General features: G+C 73.0%; 18 protein-coding genes. 11 read left to right on the top strand and 7 right to left on the bottom strand.

Features of this window, described 5'->3' with window-relative positions; all coding sequences use genetic code 11:
• Positions 1-29: 29 nt before the first annotated feature.
• A complete protein-coding gene (locus J8M51_RS09080) occupies positions 30-2690 on the top strand; it encodes an immunoglobulin domain-containing family protein (RefSeq protein WP_086762600.1) in 2661 nt (886 codons plus the stop codon).
• 79 nt (positions 2691-2769) lie between these two features.
• Here the strand turns inward: J8M51_RS09080 and J8M51_RS09075 are convergent, their stop codons facing one another.
• Both J8M51_RS09075 and J8M51_RS09070 read right to left on the bottom strand, forming a co-directional pair.
• Entirely contained in the window at positions 2770-3456 is a 687-nt protein-coding gene (locus tag J8M51_RS09075; protein ID WP_086762598.1) for an HAD family hydrolase, read from the bottom strand.
• Between the two features lie 40 nt (positions 3457-3496).
• Entirely contained in the window at positions 3497-3985 is a 489-nt protein-coding gene (locus J8M51_RS09070; protein WP_086762596.1) for an Lrp/AsnC family transcriptional regulator, read from the bottom strand.
• 274 nt (positions 3986-4259) lie between these two features.
• Between J8M51_RS09070 and J8M51_RS09065 the strand changes: the two genes are divergently transcribed.
• Positions 4260-5882 (top strand): FUSC family protein, encoded by a 1623-nt coding sequence (locus J8M51_RS09065; protein WP_256966252.1) that lies wholly within the window; start codon positions 4260-4262, stop codon positions 5880-5882.
• Between the two features lie 167 nt (positions 5883-6049).
• Positions 6050-7132 (top strand): lactonase family protein, encoded by a 1083-nt coding sequence (locus J8M51_RS09060; RefSeq protein ID WP_267299089.1) that lies wholly within the window; start codon positions 6050-6052, stop codon positions 7130-7132.
• Positions 7133-7250: 118 nt separating this feature from the next.
• On the opposite strand, the gene J8M51_RS09055 is transcribed toward J8M51_RS09060, so the two are convergent.
• Complete coding sequence (locus J8M51_RS09055; RefSeq protein ID WP_086752992.1) at positions 7251-8174, bottom strand: sirohydrochlorin chelatase; 924 nt, start codon at positions 8172-8174, stop codon at positions 7251-7253.
• Between the two features lie 193 nt (positions 8175-8367).
• On the bottom strand, positions 8368-9357 hold the full coding sequence (locus tag J8M51_RS09050) for an N-acetylglucosamine kinase (protein WP_086752990.1): 990 nt from the start codon (positions 9355-9357) through the stop codon (positions 8368-8370).
• Positions 9358-9425: 68 nt separating this feature from the next.
• On the opposite strand from J8M51_RS09050, the gene J8M51_RS09045 reads away from it, so the two are divergent.
• Together J8M51_RS09045 and J8M51_RS09040 are read left to right on the top strand one after the other, a co-directional pair.
• Positions 9426-9578, top strand: coding sequence for a hypothetical protein (locus J8M51_RS09045; RefSeq protein WP_179202911.1), 153 nt, complete (start codon positions 9426-9428; stop codon positions 9576-9578).
• A 76-nt stretch (positions 9579-9654) separates the two neighbouring features.
• Positions 9655-10332, top strand: a complete 678-nt coding sequence (locus J8M51_RS09040) for a uracil-DNA glycosylase (protein ID WP_086752988.1) — start codon at positions 9655-9657, stop codon at positions 10330-10332.
• Between the two features lie 132 nt (positions 10333-10464).
• On the opposite strand, the gene J8M51_RS09035 is transcribed toward J8M51_RS09040, so the two are convergent.
• Entirely contained in the window at positions 10465-10815 is a 351-nt protein-coding gene (locus J8M51_RS09035; protein ID WP_179202910.1) for an NAD-binding protein, read from the bottom strand.
• Positions 10816-10831: 16 nt separating this feature from the next.
• Between J8M51_RS09035 and J8M51_RS09030 the strand changes: the two genes are divergently transcribed.
• The 3 genes from J8M51_RS09030 (at position 10832) to J8M51_RS09020 (ending at position 13186) form a co-directional block, all read left to right on the top strand.
• Positions 10832-11203 (top strand): ABC transporter permease, encoded by a 372-nt coding sequence (locus tag J8M51_RS09030; RefSeq protein ID WP_179202909.1) that lies wholly within the window; start codon positions 10832-10834, stop codon positions 11201-11203.
• A gap of 81 nt (positions 11204-11284) precedes the next feature.
• A complete protein-coding gene (locus tag J8M51_RS09025; protein ID WP_179202908.1) occupies positions 11285-12268 on the top strand; it encodes a glycine betaine ABC transporter substrate-binding protein in 984 nt (327 codons plus the stop codon).
• Positions 12269-12469: 201 nt separating this feature from the next.
• Positions 12470-13186, top strand: a complete 717-nt coding sequence (locus tag J8M51_RS09020; protein ID WP_179202907.1) for a hypothetical protein — start codon at positions 12470-12472, stop codon at positions 13184-13186.
• Between the two features lie 157 nt (positions 13187-13343).
• Here J8M51_RS09020 and J8M51_RS09015 read toward each other — a convergent pair whose 3' ends face one another.
• On the bottom strand, positions 13344-14429 hold the full coding sequence (locus J8M51_RS09015) for a WD40/YVTN/BNR-like repeat-containing protein (RefSeq protein ID WP_179202906.1): 1086 nt from the start codon (positions 14427-14429) through the stop codon (positions 13344-13346).
• Between the two features lie 237 nt (positions 14430-14666).
• Between J8M51_RS09015 and J8M51_RS09010 the strand changes: the two genes are divergently transcribed.
• Entirely contained in the window at positions 14667-15248 is a 582-nt protein-coding gene (locus J8M51_RS09010; RefSeq protein WP_086752980.1) for an Rv1733c family protein, read from the top strand.
• Between the two features lie 121 nt (positions 15249-15369).
• On the opposite strand, the gene J8M51_RS09005 is transcribed toward J8M51_RS09010, so the two are convergent.
• Positions 15370-16152, bottom strand: a complete 783-nt coding sequence (locus J8M51_RS09005; RefSeq protein WP_216589919.1) for a pectate lyase — start codon at positions 16150-16152, stop codon at positions 15370-15372.
• A gap of 557 nt (positions 16153-16709) precedes the next feature.
• Here J8M51_RS09005 and J8M51_RS09000 point away from each other — a divergent pair.
• A complete protein-coding gene (locus tag J8M51_RS09000) occupies positions 16710-17990 on the top strand; it encodes an extracellular catalytic domain type 1 short-chain-length polyhydroxyalkanoate depolymerase (protein WP_267299088.1) in 1281 nt (426 codons plus the stop codon).
• Between the two features lie 414 nt (positions 17991-18404).
• On the top strand, positions 18405-19709 hold the full coding sequence (locus J8M51_RS08995; protein WP_267299087.1) for an SGNH/GDSL hydrolase family protein: 1305 nt from the start codon (positions 18405-18407) through the stop codon (positions 19707-19709).
• Positions 19710-19768: the final 59 nt, after the last annotated feature.

Genomic DNA, 19768 nt, shown 5'->3' with positions numbered 1-19768 from the left:
GGCGGACGCACCCGACGAATGAGGAACCCATGAGAGACGACACGACGGAGCGGCGGGGGCCGGGCCGGGTCGCCCGGCCGCGGCTGAGACGCCCCGCAGCGCTTCTCGGAGCCGCCGTCCTGGTGGCCGCCGCGGTCACCGCCGTCACGGTGAGCACCGCCGCCCAGGCCGCCGACACCCCGAAGACCCGACTCGGCGCGAACGGCCAGAAACTGACCGTCTCCGCCTCCGCCGACCTCGACCCGGACGGCGAGAAACTGCGGGTCACCGGCTCCGGTTACGACACGGCCAAGGCCATCTACGTCGCCCTGTGCAAGGACAACGGCGACGGCAAGATTCCCTCCCCGTGCATCGGCGGCGCCGACCAGAGCGGCACCGGCAGTTCCTCCCACTGGATCGTGCCCAAGGGCGACCCGTACGAGGGCACCCTCGCCGTCGCCTGGGGCGACGGCGGCACCTTCGACGTCGAACTCGACATCAAGGCCGAGGACAACGGCGTCGACTGCACCGAGGTCGTCTGCTCCGTCGTCACCCGCGTCGACCACCGCAACTCCGGCGACCGCTCCCAGGACGTCCGTGTCCCGGTCGCCTTCGAGGGCCAGGACACCGGCGGCGGGGACGGCGGCGAGGGCGAGGACGTACCCGCCGGCACGGTCAGCTACGCCGAGTCCGCCGCGTTCACCGCGGCGGGCAAGGTCAACGACCTGATGCTGCACCCCACGACCGGGAAGCTGTACGCCGGTTCGGACAACTTCGCCGCCTCCGGCACGGTCGACGAGCGCGGTCTGCACATCCTCGACCCGGCGGACGGCAAGAGCCTCGGCCACGTCGCCCAGGCCCCGGGCACCACCGGCACCCTCGCGCCCCGCGCCGTCGTACGGATCGCCGCCCCGCTCGCCGGCGACGGCGCCGTCTTCCAGTTCGCGCTGCGCGGCATCGGCACCGCCGAGACCGGTGACGCGGCCGTCACCGGCAAATGGATCGCCGGCGCCAACATCACCGGGATCGGCCCCGGCACCAAGACCACCACCGTCCTGGTCGCCCAGGGCGCCACCCTCTCCGAGGTGGACACCGCGACGGCCGTCCCGCTGGAGAACCGCACCCTCACCCTGGAGGGCGGCTCCGCGCTCGGCGTCGACAAGGCCCACAAGGCGGCCTGGTCCGCGGGCTCCGCCGGCGGCACCCTGCGCCGGATCGACACCGACTCCTTCACCGTGACCGCCTCGGCCGAACTCCCCTCCGCGAACGTCCAGTTCATCGAGGCGGACCCGGCCACCGGCAACGTCTGGGTGGGCAGCGGCACCACGGTGCGCGTCCACGACAAGGACGCCAAGCTCCTGAAGACCATCGACGCGCCGACCGGCGCCGAGGCGGACCAGGCCGCCGACCTCGCCTTCGACACCGCCACCGGCCGGGCCTTCGTCGTCTGGCAGGACAACGGCGACTCCGGCAACGGCGGCGACCGCACCAGCCACCTCGCCGTGTACGACACCACCTCCTACGCACCGGCCGCGGTACCCACGAAGCTGGCCGACAACGAGTCCCAGAACGGCTCCGCCTCCCTCGCGGTCGCCCCGGGCGGCACCACCGTCTACGTCGGCAGCCCCTCCGAGGGCGAGATCACCAAGCTCGACCGCCGGATGTCCCCGAAGGTCACCCAGACCCCGACCTCCCGGACCGTGGCCCCGGGCGACGAGGTCTCCTTCGTCGCGGCGGCCGAGGGCACCCCCGAACCCACCGTGACCTGGGAGGTCAGCACCGACGGCGCCCAGACCTGGTCCGTGGTCAAGGGCGCGACGGCGAACACGTACACCTTCAAGGCACGGGCGGCGCAGGACGGTTACGAGTACCGCGCGGTGTTCAAGAACTCCGTCGGCACCACCCGCACCGCCCCCTTCACCCTCACCGTCACCGAGACCGACGACACCACCGGCGGCGGCGACGGGGACGGCGACGGAGAGGACGACAAGCCGTCCGGCACGAAGACCGTCACCGGGCCCGACGGCCAGAAGCTCACCGTCACCCCGGTCAACAACCTCGCCACCGAGAAGCAGACCCTGAAGGTCACCGGCTCCGGCTACGACGAGGACAAGGGCATCTACGTCGCCCTCTGCGTCGACAACGGCGCCGGCGAACTGCCCACCCCGTGCATCGGCGGCGTCGACATGACGGGCGGGTCGCACTCCTCCGCGTGGATCTCCTCCAACCCGCCCGACTACGGCGAGGAGCTGGCGATCCCGTACGAGGACGGCGGCACGTTCGAGGTCGAGCTGACCGTCGACGCCAAGGACGAGTACACCGACTGCTTCAAGGCCACCTGTGTCCTCGCCACCCGCGCCGACCACACCCTGTCCGGCGACCGCTCGCAGGACGTCAAGGTCCCCGTCGCCTTCGTCGGCCAGGACCCGGTCGACACCGACGACGGCGGCGGTGACACGACCACCACCGGTGGCGGCGACACCGACGGCGGCACGTCCACCTCCGGTGGCTCCGGCGGCGGTTCGACGTCCGCCGGAAGCTCGTCCGCCGGCACGAGCACGGGCGGCACCACGACCACCGGGGGCGGCGGCAGCCTCGCCTCCACCGGTATGACCGTGCTCGGCGTGGCCGCCTCGGCCGCCGCGCTCACCGTGACGGGCTGGCTCCTGCACCGGCGCGCCCGGAAGGCGGCGCACGGCACAGCGACCTGATCCCGACCCCACGGCACGGGCGGAGCCCGGTCCACCGACACCCTCGGCGGACCGGGCTCCGCCCGTCCCGCCGCGCGTCTCAACCCGACGCCAGGACCCAGTCGTACGCCTCCCGCGCCGTGAACTCCCCCTGCCCGCCCCGCACCAGCAGCCCCGCTGTCGCGAACGCCGGATCGTCGGCCTGCCCGGCGAGATAGGGGACCGCGACGCACCGCATGCCGGCCGCGTGCGCGGCGGCGACCCCCGGCGCCGCGTCCTCCAGGACGACACAGTCGGCCGGTCGCGCCCCCAGCCGGCGAGCGGCCTCCAGAAAGACGTCGGGCGCCGGTTTGCCGTGGTCGACCTCCTCCGCCGACACGACGGTCCTCAGATACGCGTCGAGGCCCGTGCCGCCGAGGATCACCTCGATCGCCTCCCGTGACGACCCCGAGGCCACGGCCATGGGCACCCCCTCGGCCGCGAGCAGTTCCACGAACTTCCGCATCTCGGGGTAGACCCGGGTGCCGGTGCGGGCCAGCTCCAGATAGTGGCGGTTCTTGGCGGCGACGATCGCCTCGGCGGGGGCGGCGAGACCGTACCGTTCCCGCCAGTGCGCGACCGTCTCGTGGACGCTGATGCCGACGTACCGTTCGTGATCCGCCCAGGTGAAGCCAGTGACGCCGTACTCGGCGAGGATGCGCAGACTCGCCTCGTAGTAGTTCGGCTCGCTGTCCACGAGCGTTCCGTCGAGATCGAAGATGACCGAAGTGCTGCGGATGGTGCTCATGGACTCCAGGGTGCCAGGAGGACCCGGGGGCCTTTCAGGGTCAGCTTCCCGCCGACCGGCCCGCCGCCGCGCCGATCGACCCGACCAGCGGCGACAGCCGGTACGGCACCCGCTCCCGCAGCGCCACCTCCGTCCGGGTGCGCACCACGCCCGGCAGGCTGATCAGCGCCTGGATGACGTCCTCCAGATGCGCGTTGTCGCGGGCCACGACCCGGGTCAGGAGATCGCCGCCACCCGTGATCGAGAACGCTTCGATGATCTCCGGCACGGCCGCCAGCGCGTCCCCGACGTCGTCGAGATGCCCCTGGGTCACCTCGATGTGCACGAAGGCCAGTACGGGGTGGCCGAGCGCGGCGGGGGAGAGCGACGGACCCGTGCCGGTGATCACCCCGTCGCGCTCCAGCCGGTCCAGCCGGGCCTGGAGCGTGCCCCGGGCGACGCCGAGGACACGGGCGTACTCCCGCACGCTGGTGCGCGGCCGGTCCAGCAGCAGCCGCAGGATGCGGGTGTCCAGCTCGTCCACGGCCATGGCCTGTCGCCTCCGTCTGATCCGTTGGCCTACCAGATGCCGGGATTCCGGCGCCATGACTGTACCAATGGCCCACCCGTGCGAGGCCGTGTTGAGCCATTGGGGCGCGAGGTGATACCTCTGCCGTCTACACGCAACTCACGGCGCCGCGCGGTGCCGGACGGCGACGAGGCCGGTCCGGAGCGCGGCGCCTTCGCCGTGCCCGCCGCCACCCGGAGACCCCGGACCGGCCGTGGGCGGGGCGGGCACCACGGCAAGGGGGCGGCACACCGTCATGAAGAGGATGTTCACGGCTCCCGATCCGGGGCTGCTGCGGCTGCGGAACGCGCTCCGCGCCGTCATCGGCGTGGGCGCCGCCGTGGCCGTGTCCGAACTCGGCGGCCTCTCGCTCCCCGCCTCCATCACCGCCGGGCTCGCGGCCCTCCTCGCCCTGTTCACCGTCACCGACGCGACCGTCCCCGCCCAGCGGCTCACCACCGCCCTGCTGCCGGTGGCCGGCTTCCCCGTGCTCGCCCTGGCCGCCGTCCTGCACGACGTCACCGCCGCCCGCGACCTCGCGTTCGTGGCCACCGTCCTCGGCGGGGTCTACGCCCGCCGCTGGGGGCCGCGCGGCCAGGCGCTCGGGATCTTCGCGTTCATGAGCTTCTTCGTCGCGCAGTTCCTCCACGCCGTCCCGGCGCACCTGCCCGAGCTGTACGCCGCCATGGCTCTCGCCCTGCTGGTCGCGGGCACGGTGCGGTTCGTGCTGTGGCCCATCGAGCGCTCGCTGCCGACCGTCGCGCTCCCCGTCGGGCCGCCCGGGACGGGACTGGCGCGGCCCACCACCCGGCAGGCCTGTCAGGCCGCGGTCGCCTGCGGTGTCGCGCTGCTCGTCGGCCAGGCGCTCTCCGAGGACCGCTGGTACTGGGCCGTCGGCACCGCCTGGTGGATCTTCGTCAACACCGCGTCCCGCGGTGAGACCCTGGTCCGCGGCTTCCGCCGGGTCCTGGGCACCGTGATCGGTGTCGCCGTCGGACTCTTCGTCGCCGTCCCGCTGGACGGGGCGCCCGCGTCCTCGGCCGCGCTGGTCGCGGTCTGCGTCTTCGGGATCTTCTACACGGCGGCGGTCTCGTACTCCTGGATGATGCTGGCGGTCACCGTCATGGCCAGCCTCCTCTACGGCCTGCTGGGCGTCCTGGACCCCGGCCTGCTCGCGCTGCGTCTGGTCGAGACGGGCGTGGGCGCGGTCTGCGCCATGCTCGCCGTGGTCCTCGTCCTGCCCGTCACCACCCACGCGACCAACGACGCCTGGATCCAGCGGGCGCTGCACTGCGTGCACGCCACCGCGACCGCCACGGCCGCCCGGCTGGAGGGGGTCCCCGGAGCCGACCCGACCCCGCACGCCGCCGAGCTGGAACTGCTGTTCGCCAGGGCCCGGATGGCGCTCGCCCCGCTGGTCCACCCGCTGAACCCGCACCGGGCCCGCAAGGCCCGCGCCCGCGAGGCCATCCGGCTGCTCGACCACTGTGTGAGCGAGGTGCGCGCCCTGGTCTCCGCCACCGCCGACCCGGCCGGATCGCGCGAGGCCGCCCTGATCGCCGCCTGCCGCCAGGTGAAGGCCGCCGTGGAGGCCCTGACGGAGCCCGCCGGCCGACCGTCCGCCACGGACCCGGCAGCCGCTCCCCGCACGACGGCCTCCCGGTCGACGGCCTCCCGTACGGTCATCTCCTCGGCCACGGCCTTCCGGACGCCGGCTTCCCCGACCGCGGCCTCCCCGGCGCGTCCTGCTCCGACCGCCGCCTCCCGGCCCGAGGCCGGCCCCGCCCTGACGCATCTGCGCAATCTGGAGACGGCGCTGTCCGAGCTGGCGATGCCGCTCGGTGCGGCTGCCCCGGGCTCGCGGGCCGCCGGTCCGTAGACCGACCCGCGCCGGGCGCCCCCGGTGCACGCCCTGGGCGCCGTGTGCGAGGGAGCCGGAGGCACTCGCGGGGCGCACGGGTCCCGGTCCGCGCCACCGCCGCAGACTTTGGTCTAGACCTCCTGCTACTGTTCGCGCGCACACCGGGCGAGCGGGAGGGGACGGCAATGACTGCGGAAGCGGAAGCGGGCATGGACGCGGCGGGCGGACCGCGGCGACGACGGGCGTACATCGGGTCGTTCACGTCGGCGGGAGGACCCGGCGTCCTCGTCGCCGCCGTAGACGAGAAGAGCGGCGCGCTCACCGTCCTGGGGGGCGTGGACGACGTCCCCGACCCGTCCTACCTCGCCCTCGCGCCGGACGGGGAGACCCTCTACGCGGTCAGCGAGCGCCCCGGGGGCGCCGTGGCCGCCTACCGGGTGACGGGCGACACGCCGGAGTTGACCGGCCCCCCGGTGGCGGTCGGCGACGGCCCCACCCATCTCGCCGTACACGCCGGTCATGTCCTGACCGCCGACTACGGCTCCGGCAGCGTCACCGCCGTCCCCGTGCGCCCCGACGGCACTCTCGCGGCGCCCGCGTCCGGCACGCTCCGGCACACCGGCTCCGGGCCCGACCCGAGCCGCCAGCGGGAGCCGCACGCCCATCAGGTGCTGCCCGACCCGAGCGGCCGCCGGTTCCTCGGCGTCGACCTCGGCACGGACTCGGTGCGGGTCTGCGCGCTGGAGGACGGCGTCCCGGTCGTGCACCACGAGACGGCCCTGCGGCCGGGCTCGGGACCGCGCCACCTGGCGTTCCATCCCGGCGCCCCGGACGGCGAGCCGGGCGGATCGTACGTCTATGTGCTGAACGAACTCGCCCCCACGGTCACCGTGTGCCGCTGGAACGCCTCTGACGGCCTGCTGGAGACGCTGGCGGAGACCCCGGTGCTGCCGGACGCCCCGGAGGGTGACGCGTACCCCTCGGGCGTCGTCGTGTCCCCCGACGGCCGTTTCGTGTGGACGGCCACCCGTGGCACGGACGTCCTCTCCGTGCTCGCCGTCGAGGGCGACGGGCTGCGCCTGGTCACCACCGTGCCCTGCGGCGGCCACTGGCCCCGCGCCCTCGCCTACGCGGCGGGCACCCTGTACGTGGCCAACGAGCGCTCCGGTGACGTCACCTGGTTCACGGTCGACCCGGACACGGGGATACCGGCGCACGGTGGCTCGATCGCGGCCCCGGCCGCCTCCTGCGTCGTCCTGAGCGGCTGATCCCGCCACCGCGAGAGCCGCGCGGCGCGGCGTGGCACGCGTACGGCCGAGGGTCCGCTCCTGCGAGAGGAGCGGCCCCTCGGCCGCAGGGGTCGCGGTCCGGGCGGAGTGCCGGGGCTCAGCGGACCGGCAGGCCCTGCGGCTGCTGCGGCGCGATGCCGAGCGCCGTCGTGTACTTGCCGAGGGCCAGCTTGCCGATCGCCGGGTAGGGGCCGAGCGCCTCGGCGGCGGAGCAGCCCGCCTCCGTCGCGGCCGCCTCGATGAGACCGGCGTCGATCTCCGGCCCTATCAGGTACGGCGCGAGCGCCAGCTGCTGGGAGCCGGAGGAGCGCAGCTGCTCGGCGATGGAGGTGATCGAGCCCTCCTGGTCGAGGGCGGCGGCCATCACCGGCACGGCGAGCCGCGCGGCCAGCAGCATGCCCGTGATCCCGGCGGCCTGCACGGCCTCCTCGCCGCCCACGGTGGCGAGGACGATGCCGTCCGCGGCGGTGGCGACGGTGAACAGCCGGGCCCGGTCGGCACGCGCCAGACCGGCCTCCGACAGCCGTACGTGCAGGGCCTCGGCGAGCAGCGGGTGCGGACCGAGGACATCGGTCAGCTCGGCCGCGATCCGGCTCTCCATGACGGCCTGGCGGACCTGGCGCAGCGTGGCGCTGTCCGGACCGGCCAGCAGGGGCACGACGACGGCGACGAGCCCTTCCGGCTCCTTGACGTCGAGGCCGGCGGCGACCGCCTGCTCGTAACGGGCGGTGCGCTCCTCGGCGGCGCGCGCGAGCACCGACTGCAGCGTGGGGAACTCGTCGGCGCCCCCGTCGACGTAGCCGATGCGGGCGTCGAGGCCGGGGAGCTCGGAGCGCGCGATGCTCACGACCTCCTCGGCGAGGCCGCGCGTGGCGGCGCTGGGCGTGCCGGGCACCGCGAGGACGAGCGCGGGCGCGCCCTCGGGAGCCGCCAGGGGCTCCGGACGGCGGTGCCGCCCGGGCTGGCGGGGTCGCGGCATTCGTACTGGCAGGCCGGACGCGGGCCCAGTGGGGGAGCTCATGGCGCCGCATGTTACTGGCTTCTTGGGCTCCCCTGTTCGGGGAGGGTGCAGGTGAGCGGTATCCGTCCTGTTTTGTCTGATGAGTTACGGACCGATCAGGGCCGATCGATACCGCATTTATCTGCTGAGCGGCGCACTTGGGTGACCTCGATGCCGCTTGTCCGACAGGCTGGATTTCTCCCTGTTTCAGGTACTATTTTTCGGCCACCACGTACAACATCCGTTCGTCGTACGGCAACCCGAGCCCGCCGGTCGCCAGCGCCGCCCCGATCCGTACGGCACCCGTCAGCGGATCCCCCTCCGCCGGCACCCGCCGCGCGTACGGCAGCCGGTGCGCCAACTCGGCCTCCAGGGGACCGAGCAGCGGGTCGCCCAGCCTGAACAGCCCGCCGGTCAGGGCCACTCGGGGTTCGCCCGAACCCGGGGCCGGGGCCGGGCAGACGGCCGCCGCCGCGTCGGCCAGGTGCCGGGCCGCCTCGCGCAGCACCCCCGCCGCCACCGGGTCGTCCCCGGCGCAGGCGGCCACCTCGGGCGCGAAGGACGCGAGGACCGCCGGGCGGTCGGGCCTCGGGTACAGCCGGCCGGGCAGCCCCTCCACCGGGCCGAACAGCTCCTCGGCGCGGGCCAGCAGCGGGGCCGAACCGCCGGTCCGCCCGTCGTGCGCCCGCAGGGCCGCCTCCAGCCCGGCCCGCCCGATCCACGCGCCGCCACCGCAGTCCCCGAGCAGATGACCCCAGCCGTCCGCCCGACGCCAGCCCGTCAGGTCCGTGCCGATCGCGATCAGACCCGTACCCGCGGCGATCACCACACCCGGCCGCGCACCGAGGGCGCCGGTGTACGCGGTGACCGCGTCGGCCGCCAGCGCGACCCGGCGCACTCCCAGCTCGCGCGTCAGCGCCGACGGCAGCTCGGCGCGCAGCTGTTCACCGAGCGTCGCGAACCCGGCGGCCCCGACGGCCACCGCCGCCGGACGGTCGCACCCGGCGGCGTCCAGCAGCCGCCGCGCCAGGGGCAGCAGCCGCTCCAGGAATTCCCCGGCGTCGATCCCGCGCTCGCCGGTCCGTACCGCCTCCCCGCAGAGCGCGGGCTCGCCGAGCACCTCGGTGCCCCGGGCCAGCGCCGCGCGGAGCCCTGACCCGCCGGAGTCCACGGCGAGGACGACGGGAGGCTCGCCGCCGGTCATGACAGATCGCCCCGCCGGGTCCCGGGAGTTCCGGGACGGGGGCATCGAAGACGAGGGGCCGGCGAGGCGTGATGGCGATGGCGGAGTGGCTTGACCAGTGGATGCAACGGGCTCCCCTCCTTCCCGGTGACCGGCCGCGTGATCTGCTCGACCGGGTCGAAGATCTCGGCGAAGCGCTCGACGGAGATCTCGGCGAAGCGCTCGACGAGGCAGAAGAGTAGCGCCAGGGCGGCGGTCGTGCGTGCGGGCCTGTGAGTTGTGCCGGGCGACGTGTGTCCACCAGTAGAGTGACGGGCTGTGGCACCACGACCCTTGCATGAACTTGTTGAAGCGGGCTGGGCGAAGGCTCTCGAACCCGCGGCCGAACGCATCGCGGCCATGGGGGACTTCCTCCGCGCCGAGATAGCGGCCGGCCGGACCTATCTTCCCTCCGGGGCGAATGTCCTTCGCGCCTTCCAGCAGCCCTTCGATGACGTCCGTGTCCTGATCGTCGGACAGGATCCCTACCCCACCCCCGGGATGGCCATCGGGTTGAGTTTCGCGGTCTCGCCCGAGGTGCGTTCACTGCCGGGGAGTCTGGAGAACATCTTCCGGGAGGCGCACTCCGACCTGGGGCTGCCCAGGCCGTCGAACGGCGATCTCACGCCGTGGACGCAGCAGGGTGTGCTGCTGCTCAACAGAGCGCTCACCACCGCCCCGCGCAAGCCGGCCGCGCACCGGGGCAAGGGCTGGGAGGAGGTCACGGAACAGGCGATCCGGGCCCTCGCGGGGCGCGGCAAGCCGCTGGTCTCCATCCTGTGGGGGCGCGACGCGCGCAATCTGCGACCGCTGCTGGGGGACCTTCCGGCGATCGAGTCCGCGCACCCGTCCCCGATGTCGGCGGACCGCGGCTTCTTCGGTTCCCGGCCGTTCAGCCGTGCCAACGACCTGCTGATCCAGCAGGGTGCCCAGCCGGTGGACTGGCGCCTGCCGTAACCCGTGGTGCGTGTGACGGCTCGGCGGCCGGCGGCTTCTCGCGACCGCCGGCCTCGGAAGAGCCGTCGACGTGAATGCGATTCCCCTCCCGGTTGTCGCCCGTGACGGTGAACCCTCCCCCTCGTCCGACGCTCACGCACGGACCGGCGCCGAGGAACCGCTGTCGTCGACCTCCCAGGGCGGAACCCACTCTCCGGCGAGGCGGAACGAGACGTCCGCGTCGTCCTCGATGCGCTTGGCGACATGCAGTTCGGCCGCGTCGGGGCCGTAGCGATCGGCGGCGAGCGTGAACGCGCCGCGGGCGGCATCGGTGAGGGGCAGCTCGGCGCCGAGGCCGTTCTGGAGCCCTTGGATGAGGCGGAGGTCCTTCAGGCAGAGGTCGAGGGTGAAGGACGGGTCGTAGTGGCCGGCGAAGATGGAAGGGGCGTCGTGCGAGGCGACGAAGGAGTCCCCGACGGACTGCCGGATCGCCGACCAGAGCACCTCCAGCTCGACGCCGTTGCGCTACACCACCCTGTCGGTCCTGCGGAACACCATCGTCGGTCTGCAGGGCATCGACCCCAGCGTGCTGGACGCGGCTAGGGGGATGGGCATGTCCCCCGCCAGAATCCTGCTCGGCGTGGAACTGCCCCTGGCCGTGCCCATCATCGGCGCCGGTACCCGCACCGCGATCGTGCTCGCCGTGGCCACCGTGCCCCTGGGCAGTTTTCTCGGTGCGGGCGGCCTGGGCGCGACGCTGTTCGGCGCGGTACGCAGCGACCGGCCCTTCGCCGTCCTGGTGGCCTCCGTGATGATCGCCGTGCTCGCCCTGTTGATGGACTGGGCCGCCGGCATCCTCCAGCGCTGCCTCACCCCTCGCGGCATCCGCTGAACCCGCCCCTCCTCGATCCACGACAGCGGATCACTCCGACCCGCCCCCTTCATGACCCCTGGCCAGAAAGAAGGAACAGTCATGCCGTCCTCACCGAGATCGATCGCCGTCGCCGCCGGAATATCGACCGCTCTGCTCGGACTGACCGCCTGCGGCGGCGGTCTGACGGAGGGCGGCGCGGACACCGGGAAGGGCCCGTGCACCGGAGTCGAGGCGGGGTCGGTCGATTCCGGCGCGCTCGAGGGGGTCACGGTGAAAGTCGGCTCCAAGGAGTTCGACGAGCAACTCCTGCTGGGTCAGCTCACCATCAAGATGATGTGTGCGGCGGGCGCGACCGTCGTCGACGAGACCAACAGCAAGGGCGCCAGCCAGACCAGGGCGAAGCTGACACGTGGGGAGAGCGACGTCTACTGGGAGTACACCGGCACGGCCTGGGTCGACTTCCTGAAGCAGGAGCCCGTCTTCAACGCCGAGAAGCAGTACAGAGCGGTCAAGAACCTGGACCTGGAGAAGAACGGCGTCGTCTGGGGAGAGCGCGCCCCCTTCAACAACACCTTCGCCTTCGCCGCGGCCGAGGACTTCGCCGAGAAGAACAACCTGAGGACCGACTCCGACATGGCCGCGTACCTCAACGAGAACCCCTCGTCGAAGGTCTGTGTCGAGTCGGAGTTCCTCAGCCGCGTCGACGGCTATCCCGGCTACGCGAAGGCGTACGGCATCACCGGCGGCAGGACGACATCCCTCGGTATCGGCGTGGTCTACACCCAGACCGCCGAGGGCAACTGCGACTTCGGCGAGGTCTTCACCACCGACGGCCGCATCGGCGCGCTCGGCCTGCGGGTCCTGGAGGACGACAAGAGCTTCTTCCCGATCTACAACGCCGTCCCCCAGGTGATGCGGAAGACGGACGAGGAGCACCCGGAGATCCTGGAGGTCCTCGAGCCGCTCGCCGAGATCCTGACCACCGAGGTGATGCAGGAACTGAACACCGCCGTGAGCGCCAAGGGCGGGGAACCCGCCACCGTCGCCACCGACTTCCTGAGGAATCGGCACTTCCTGAAGTAGTACGCGGCCCGCACCAGTCGCTGAAGCAGTACACGGCCCGCTCCAGTCGCACGGCTCCGGGAGCAACTGGTCCGGGCCGACCACGGCGCCGCACTGCTCAGGGACCCGTTGAACATCCGACTTGTCGCACGCTGTTCGCCATTTCGCATGCCGGTGCTAACGTGATTTGTCATGAGCACGCCTCGATGAGGAGGGTGACCGGTGACAGGATGCAGGTTCACGCGCCGCGCGGCACTGACCGCGGCGGCCGGGGGAATCGCGGCGCTCGGTTCCGGGGTGTTCGCCGGCACCGCCCGGGCGGCGACGGGGACGGCGGCGGTGGCCGCCCCGCCGACCGGGACGGTGCGAGTGTTCTGGCTGAGGCCGTCGAACGTGGCGAACGACGCGCGCTACCCCAACGGCATCGCCGGCGTCATGCGCGAGTCACAGCGCTTCTACCGCCAGGAACTCGGGGTGACCTTCCGCCTGAACGAACCCGTGGTGGAGGTGGTCCAGGGCGCCCACCAGCGGGCCTGGTACGAGAACACCCCGAACGGTGGCGAAGAGTACTGGTGGGTGGTGTTCAACATGCAGCAGGAGCTGATGAGCAGATTCGGCCTCGGTGCTCCGGACTCGCGCTGGCTGTGCGTCGGCGAGATCAGCGCGGAGAAGACGAACGTCTCCGGGGGCGGTGGCGGCAACGGCTGGGTGATCCTCAGCGGCCATGACGCCGACGGTGCCGCCGGGACCAACGGCGCGATGAACCGGTGGTACGGCGGCATGGTGCACGAACTGGGCCACGCCTTCGGCCTGCCCGACTCCTCCTTCACCGACGGCACACCGATGTCCGGCTCGTTCTACGACTACCCCAACTGCCACTTCAGCCAGCAGCAGAAGAACGGGATGCGCAACGGCCCCTACGGCCGCTTCCTGTCCTGAGACGGCACCGGCGGCCGGCCGGGGAACGGACGACGCCCGACTCGGCGTACGGCGGACAGGACCCGGCATCGACGACACGTCGCCGCCGGAGGCCCACGCCGAGCGGGAACCCCCGGCTGGAGCACGCGTGTGAGCTGAGGCAGCGCTGTCCCATGACTCAGCCCACGACCGCCGCGCGCACGCACAGCACGTCCGGCAGATGGGAGGCCAGCTGACTCCAGCTGTCGCCGTCGTCGGCCGACGCGTACACCTCGCCGTTGCGGTTGCCGAAGTACACGCCCGCCGGGTCCGCGTCGTCCGTGCACATCGCGTCGCGCAGCACCGTGCCGTAGTGGTCCTCCGTCGGCAGCCCCGCCGACAGCGGCTCCCAGCCGCGGCCGGCGTCCGCCGTGCGGAAGACCCGGCAGCGGTGGTCGGCCGGGACACGGTCCGCGTCGGCGTTGATCGGGAAGACATAGGCGGTGTCCCCGCGGTGCGGATGGGCGACCGCGGCGAACCCGAACGTGGACGGCAGACCCGCGCCGATGTCCTCCCAGTGCGCGCCCGCGTCGTCGCTGCGGTACACCCCCCAGTGGTTCTGCAGATAGAGCCGGTCGGGGGTCACCGCGTCCCGCGCCACCTTGTGCACGCACTGGCCGAACTCCGGGTTCGGGTCCGGCAGGAACACCGCGGAGACACCGGAGTTGGAGGGTGACCAGCTCTCCCCGCCGTCCCGGGTGCGGAACACCCCGGCCGCGGAGACGGCCACGGTCACCGCCCGCGGATCGCGGCGGTCGGTGAGGACCGTGTGCAGCCCCTCGCCGCCGCCCCCCGGCTCCCACCTGTCCCGGGTCGGGTGCTCCCACAGCGGCCGGACCAGCTCGAAGGTCTCGCCGCGGTCCGCCGAGCGGTACAGCGCGGCCGGTTCCGTGCCCGCGTACACCACGTCCGGTTCGGCGGCGGCCGGGTGCAGCTGCCACACCCGCTCCAGCGAGGCCCCGGTGTCCTTGGGGAACTTCACGGCCGGCCGCGCGGGCTCGGTCCAGGTGCGGCCGAGGTCGTCGGAGTGGAACACGGAGGGGCCCCAGTGGGCGCTGTCGCCGCCGACCAGCAGCCGGGGGGTGTCCGTACGGGTGTCGATGGCGACGGCGTAGACCGCCTGGGCGTTGAAGTACGGCGTCTCGTCGAACTCCCAGGCGCCCCCGCGGCGCCGCCCGATGAACAGCCCCTTGCGTGTGCCCACGGTGAGCAGTACGTCAGCCATCCCGGCCACCTCCCGGACATCGTCGTCCCAGTCACCGGCCAGTCTGCACCCCGCCACTGACAGTCACCCTTCGGGAGGCCTTCGCCGCAGGTCAGCGGGTGTGTGGGCGGGAGAGAGCGGCGGCCGGGGGCCGTCCGGATCCGGTGGGGTGACCCACGTCGCATGAGCAGGGGCGCGACCGCCGCCGTATGGGAGGGCGGTCCGGCAGTCCTGCGCGTGTGAGGGAGGGTGCCCCCGATGGTGGCATTCCGTGGTCCGAAGGTCTGGTTGTGGCGATGGCGGCGCAACCCGCTCAGACGGCGCAGCGACCGGCTGGAGTCCTGGGTCGTGCTGATCGCCTGGGCGCTGACCCTGTTCGGCGGTGTGGCGGCCGGTCTGATGGCCGCGGACTCCGTCGAGTCGGGCCTCGCCCGGCAGCGCGCCGAATGGCGCCCGGTGGGTGCCGTCCTCACCGAGGACGCGCCCGAACCCTCCGGCGCGAGCGGCACGGCCACGGAGAAGGTGTGGGCGAAGGTCCGCTGGACGGCGCCCGACGGCTCGGCCCACGAGGGCCAGGCCCGGGTCGACCCCGCCACGCTGATGGGCGCCCCGGTCACCGTCTGGACGGACGCCCGGGGCCTGCTGGTCACCAAGCCGGCGAGCGAGTCGCAGGCCCGGTTGCGCGCCACGCTCGTCGGCGCTCTCGCGGGCCTGTTCGTGGGCGCCGTGCCCTTCGTGGGCGGTCGGCTGGTGCGCGGCCGGATGGAGCGGCGGCGGATGGACCGGTGGGACGAGGAGTGGGCGCTGATCGGTCCGCTCTGGCAGCGCAAGGCCTGGTGAGGCCGGGCGGGGCGGGAACGTGACGGTGACCGCCCCGCGTGCGCGGCCGACGGCCGGACGGGGCCCGTGGGGGAAGGCGCCGTCCGGCCGTCGGGGACTCACCGGTGGGTGACGAGCGGGTTCACCTGTAGGTGATGTCCGAGGTGGCGTACTTGCAGTTGGTGCTGTCGGGGCCCGTACCGACAGCGGTGTTGTTGTTGTACTTCTGGCACGGGATGACCTTGCGGCCGCTGTCGTTGAGGATCGTGATGCCCCGCAGGGTCGCCACGTCGCCCCGGTTGACGTTGATGCCGACCAGCCGTGCGGTGGAGCCGGTCCCGGTGACCTCGATGTTGCTGAGGTTCACCTTGCGGGTGTACTGCGTGGAGCAGTCGCCGCAGGAGCGGTACAGCGTCTTGAAGTCGCTGACCGCGAAGTTGGAGATGTTCAGGGTGCCGGGGCCGTTGTGCTGGAAGACCTTGTCGGCCGCCTTCCTCGCGCCGCCGCCGGTCACCGTGTAGGTGGACCCGCCGCGGAAGGTCGCCGCGTCCTCGCCGACGTCCTCCCACCACACGTTCTGCAGCGTGCAGTTGCCCTCGCAGTGGATGCCGTCGGCGCCGGGCGCGCCGATGATGACGTTCTTCAGCGTCGCGCCGGCCGCGAGCTTGAAGATCGGGTCCTGGCCCTCCTCCTGGCCGTCACCGGCCAGGGCGCCGCTGCCGTAGTAGCGGACCATGCCGCCGTCCCTGGTGCCGGAGACCGAGATGGTGGAGGACACCGGCTGGCTGCCGTTCGCCGACGGCCAGGTGGCGGCGCTCGCCGGAGTGGCTCCACTGGTCATGATCATGCCAAACGAAAGGCTGAGCGCGGCGAACGTGCCGGTCAGCGCGCGCGTGCGGGCACGCGGACGTACCGCAGAAGTCATGTCCCGATTCCTTCTGTTGTCCGAGCGGATGGGGGGTGATGGTTCTCGGAGTTCTCCGCGGCCCGCGTCCGGCGTCACCGGGGCGACGGCGGCGAGGCGGGTGCGGAGGTCGTCGGCGGCGTGGCGGCGGCGACCGGGGCCGATCTTTGCGCGTGTGCACATGGAGGGGCGGTGTGCATGTGGGGGCGTCCCTCCACGGGAGAGCTGTTGGGTCGTGTATGTAAACTCTGTTCAGTGTTCTGATCACCGAATGTGAGATGGGGGAGTGCTGCGCCGCGCCTGGTTCACATCGCTGAACGGAACGTAGAGGGCAAGCGCTTTCTGGTCAACGCTTTGCGCAAAAGACATTGGGTCGGCCCAGGTGGGAGGCGGCCGACCGGGCTCGGCGGGTGCGGCCGTCGCGCCCGACGGCCGGTACGAGCGAATTCTTTCGACGTGTGGGAGCGCTTCCATGGCCTCCATGTCCATGTCACGATTCCCTTCCCGCCGACCTCACGGGAAGGCACAACGACGTGACCCCCACCGCCCGCCACCGCACACGCGGACCACGGCGTCCGATGCTCGTCGCACTGCTGGGAGCGCTGACGGCGCTGCTCGCCGCCACGCTCCTGACCGCCCCCGCGGCGACCGCCGCGGACGCGAGGGCCGAGGCCGCTCCCCGGGCCGCGCTCACCGAGATCACCGGCTTCGGCACCAACCCCAGCAACCTGCAGATGTACCTGTACGTGCCGGACAGTGTCACCGTGAACCCGGCGATCGTGGTGGCCGTGCACTACTGCACCGGCTCGGGACCGGCGATGTACAACGGCACCGAGTACGCCCAACTGGCCGACCGGTACGGGTTCATCGTCGTGTACCCGTCCGTCACCCGCAGCAGCAAGTGCTTCGACGTCTCCTCCCCGCAGGCGCTCACCCGCGGCGGCGGCAGCGACCCCGTGGGCATCAAGTCCATGGTCGACTGGACCGTCCGCACCTACGGTGCCGACACCGGCCGGATCTTCGCCACCGGTATCTCCTCCGGCGCGATGATGACCAACGTCCTCCTCGGCGACTACCCCGACGTGTTCGCCGCCGGCGCCGCCTTCGCGGGTGTGCCGTTCGCCTGCTTCGCCACCACCAACGGCTCGGAGTGGAACAGCGACTGCGCCAACGGCACCGTCACCCGCACCCCTCAGGCCTGGGGCGACCTCGTCCGCGGCGCCCACCCGGGGTACACGGGCACCCGGCCCCGGATGCAGCTGTGGCACGGCACCACGGACGACGTGCTGCGCTACCCCAACTTCGGCGAGGAGATCAAGCAGTGGACGAATGTGCACGGGGTGAGCCAGACACCGGCCGCCACCGACACACCCCAGGCCAGCTGGACCCGCACCCGCTACGGCGGCACCGGTGACCGCGCCCCCGTCGAGGCCATCAGCCTCCAGGGCACCGGCCACAACCTCTACGCCTGGGGCATGGGCGAGCGTGTCCTCACCTTCTTCGGCCTCAACGGCTCCGGGCCCGCGCCCCAGCCCCCGGCGGGCCCCTGCAAGGTGACCGTCACCACCAACGCCTGGAGCACCGGCCTCACCGTGTCCGTGACCATCACCAACACCGGTACGACGGCGGTCAACGGCTGGAAGCTCGGCTTCACCCTGCCCTCCGGACAGACCGTCACCAACGGCTGGGGCGCCACGTACAGCCCGGCCTCCGGCGCCGTGACCGCGACCAACGCCACCTACAACGCGGCGATCGCACCCGGCGCGAGCGTCGGCATCGGCTACCAGGCCGACCACACCGGCAACAGCGCCGCACCCGGGTCGTACACGCTCAACGGGACGGCGTGCACGACGGGTTGACGTGAGCGGACGGCGGCGCACAGGCGCCGACGTGAGCCGACGCGCGCCGCCATGGCCGCTGCGCCGCCCGACGCGGTGCGCGGCATGGGCACGGCGTGCCCGGCGGACCTCCCGTACCGACCGACCCTCCGGGCGTGAGCCGACGCGGCGCGCGCCCGGACCCGTTCGTCTCGCCCCTGCACCCGCCCTGAACCCGTCCTGCGCCCGCCCCGCACTCGTCCTTCACTCCCCGGCCCTCGCCGCCCTCGCCGCCTTCCCTCCATCCCTCCCGGCACCCGCAGAAAGGCACCGCCCTTGCGCCCGCACCCGCGCCCGCACCCTCCCTCGCACCAGCCGGCGTCCTCTCCTCGGCCCGCGCACCCGCTCGGCGGCCCCCGGCCCACCGAGCCGTCGGGACGGGGTCCGCTCGCGGCCGTGATCGCCTGCTGTGTCCTCGCCCTGGCCGTGGTGGTGGCCTCGTCCGCCGTGGTCGCCCTGGTCGGGAGCCCGCGGCGGACGGACGGGGCCGCCACCGGTGACCCGGTCTCGTCCGCCCGGCGCTGGGTGAACACCTGGTCAGCGATGCCCCAGCTCACCGAGCCGGGCAACATGCCGCCGGCGCCGTTCACCGGGGACCGGGCGGTGCTCGTCGACACCACGCTGCGGCAGACCGCGCGCGTCACCACCGGCGGCGACCGCCTCCGGCTGCGCTTCTCCAACGCCTTCGGCGGCAGCGCGCTGCCGTTGACCGCCGTGACGGTGGCCCTTCCGCTGGGCGGGCGGGCCGGGATGGCGGCGGTGGAACCCGGGACCTCCCGGACGGTGACGTTCAGCGGACGGGAGTCCACGACCGTGCCGGTCGGCGCCCAAGTGGTCTCGGATCCCCTGGACTTCACGCTGAGCCCGGGCACCAACCTGACCGTGACGGCGTACCTGGCCGAGGGGCAGGCCTCCCTCGCCCTCACCTCGCACCCCGGCTCCCGCACCACCTCGTACCTGCTGCGCGGCGACCACACCGAGGACCCGGACCTGCCGGGCGCGACCCCGACCAACCACTGGTATCTGCTCAGCGACGTCGAGGTGCTGTCCCGGCCCGCCACGACCGCCGTCGCCGTCCTCGGCGACTCGCTCACCGACGGCCGGGGCTCCACCACCAACGGCAACGACCGCTGGCCCGACCAGCTCTTCGACCGTCTCCGGCAGCGGCCCGAGACCCGGCACATCGCGGTGGTGAACCAGGCGGCCGGCGGCAACCGCGTCCTCAACGACGGACTCGGGCCCAACGCCCTCGCCCGCCTGGACCGCGACATCCTGGCCCACAGCGCCGTCGAGCAACTGATCGTCTTCGAGGGCGTCAACGACCTGGGCACCGCCGAGGCCACGCCCGCCGCACAACAGCGCGTCGCCGCCGACCTGATCGCCGCCTACGAGCAGATCGTCGTCCGCGCCCACGCCCAGGGCATCCGCGTGTACGGCGCCACCCTGCTGCCCTTCGGCGGCAACACCCCGTACGACGACTCCGCCGGACACCGCGAGGCCGCCCGGCAGACCGTGAACACCTGGATCCGCGGCAGCGGCCGTTTCGACGCCGTCCTCGACTTCGACCGCGCGGTCCGCGACCCGGAGAACCCGACCCGCCTCCTCCCCGGGCTCCACGACGGCGACTGGCTGCACCTCAACCCCGAGGGCTACCGGATCCTGGCCGCCGCGGTCCCGGCCCGACTGCTCCAGCGGCGCTGACGGGCGAGGGCGTGCGCCCGGCGCGGTGAACCGGACCCCGTCCGGACGGACCGCTAGGG

Origin of the sequence: Streptomyces griseiscabiei, from assembly GCF_020010925.1 — a bacterium.
GTDB classification, from domain to species: Bacteria; Actinomycetota; Actinomycetes; order Streptomycetales; family Streptomycetaceae; genus Streptomyces; species Streptomyces griseiscabiei.
The sequence above is the reverse complement of the archived record's forward strand: the minus strand, read 5'-3'. Positions and strand labels throughout refer to the sequence as shown.

Coding starts and splice junctions, on each gene's coding strand:
- J8M51_RS09075 (WP_086762598.1), bottom strand. CDS start 3,456: ATGAGCACCATCCGCAGCACTTCGGTCATCTTCGATCTCGACGGAACG.
- J8M51_RS09055 (WP_086752992.1), bottom strand. CDS start 8,174: ATGAGCTCCCCCACTGGGCCCGCGTCCGGCCTGCCAGTACGAATGCCG.
- J8M51_RS09080 (WP_086762600.1), top strand. CDS start 30: ATGAGAGACGACACGACGGAGCGGCGGGGGCCGGGCCGGGTCGCCCGG.
- J8M51_RS09025 (WP_179202908.1), top strand. CDS start 11,285: ATGCCGTCCTCACCGAGATCGATCGCCGTCGCCGCCGGAATATCGACC.
- J8M51_RS09060 (WP_267299089.1), top strand. CDS start 6,050: ATGACTGCGGAAGCGGAAGCGGGCATGGACGCGGCGGGCGGACCGCGG.
- J8M51_RS09065 (WP_256966252.1), top strand. CDS start 4,260: ATGAAGAGGATGTTCACGGCTCCCGATCCGGGGCTGCTGCGGCTGCGG.
- J8M51_RS09070 (WP_086762596.1), bottom strand. CDS start 3,985: ATGGCCGTGGACGAGCTGGACACCCGCATCCTGCGGCTGCTGCTGGAC.
- J8M51_RS09010 (WP_086752980.1), top strand. CDS start 14,667: ATGGTGGCATTCCGTGGTCCGAAGGTCTGGTTGTGGCGATGGCGGCGC.
- J8M51_RS09005 (WP_216589919.1), bottom strand. CDS start 16,152: ATGACTTCTGCGGTACGTCCGCGTGCCCGCACGCGCGCGCTGACCGGC.
- J8M51_RS09050 (WP_086752990.1), bottom strand. CDS start 9,357: ATGACCGGCGGCGAGCCTCCCGTCGTCCTCGCCGTGGACTCCGGCGGG.
- J8M51_RS09015 (WP_179202906.1), bottom strand. CDS start 14,429: ATGGCTGACGTACTGCTCACCGTGGGCACACGCAAGGGGCTGTTCATC.
- J8M51_RS09000 (WP_267299088.1), top strand. CDS start 16,710: ATGCTCGTCGCACTGCTGGGAGCGCTGACGGCGCTGCTCGCCGCCACG.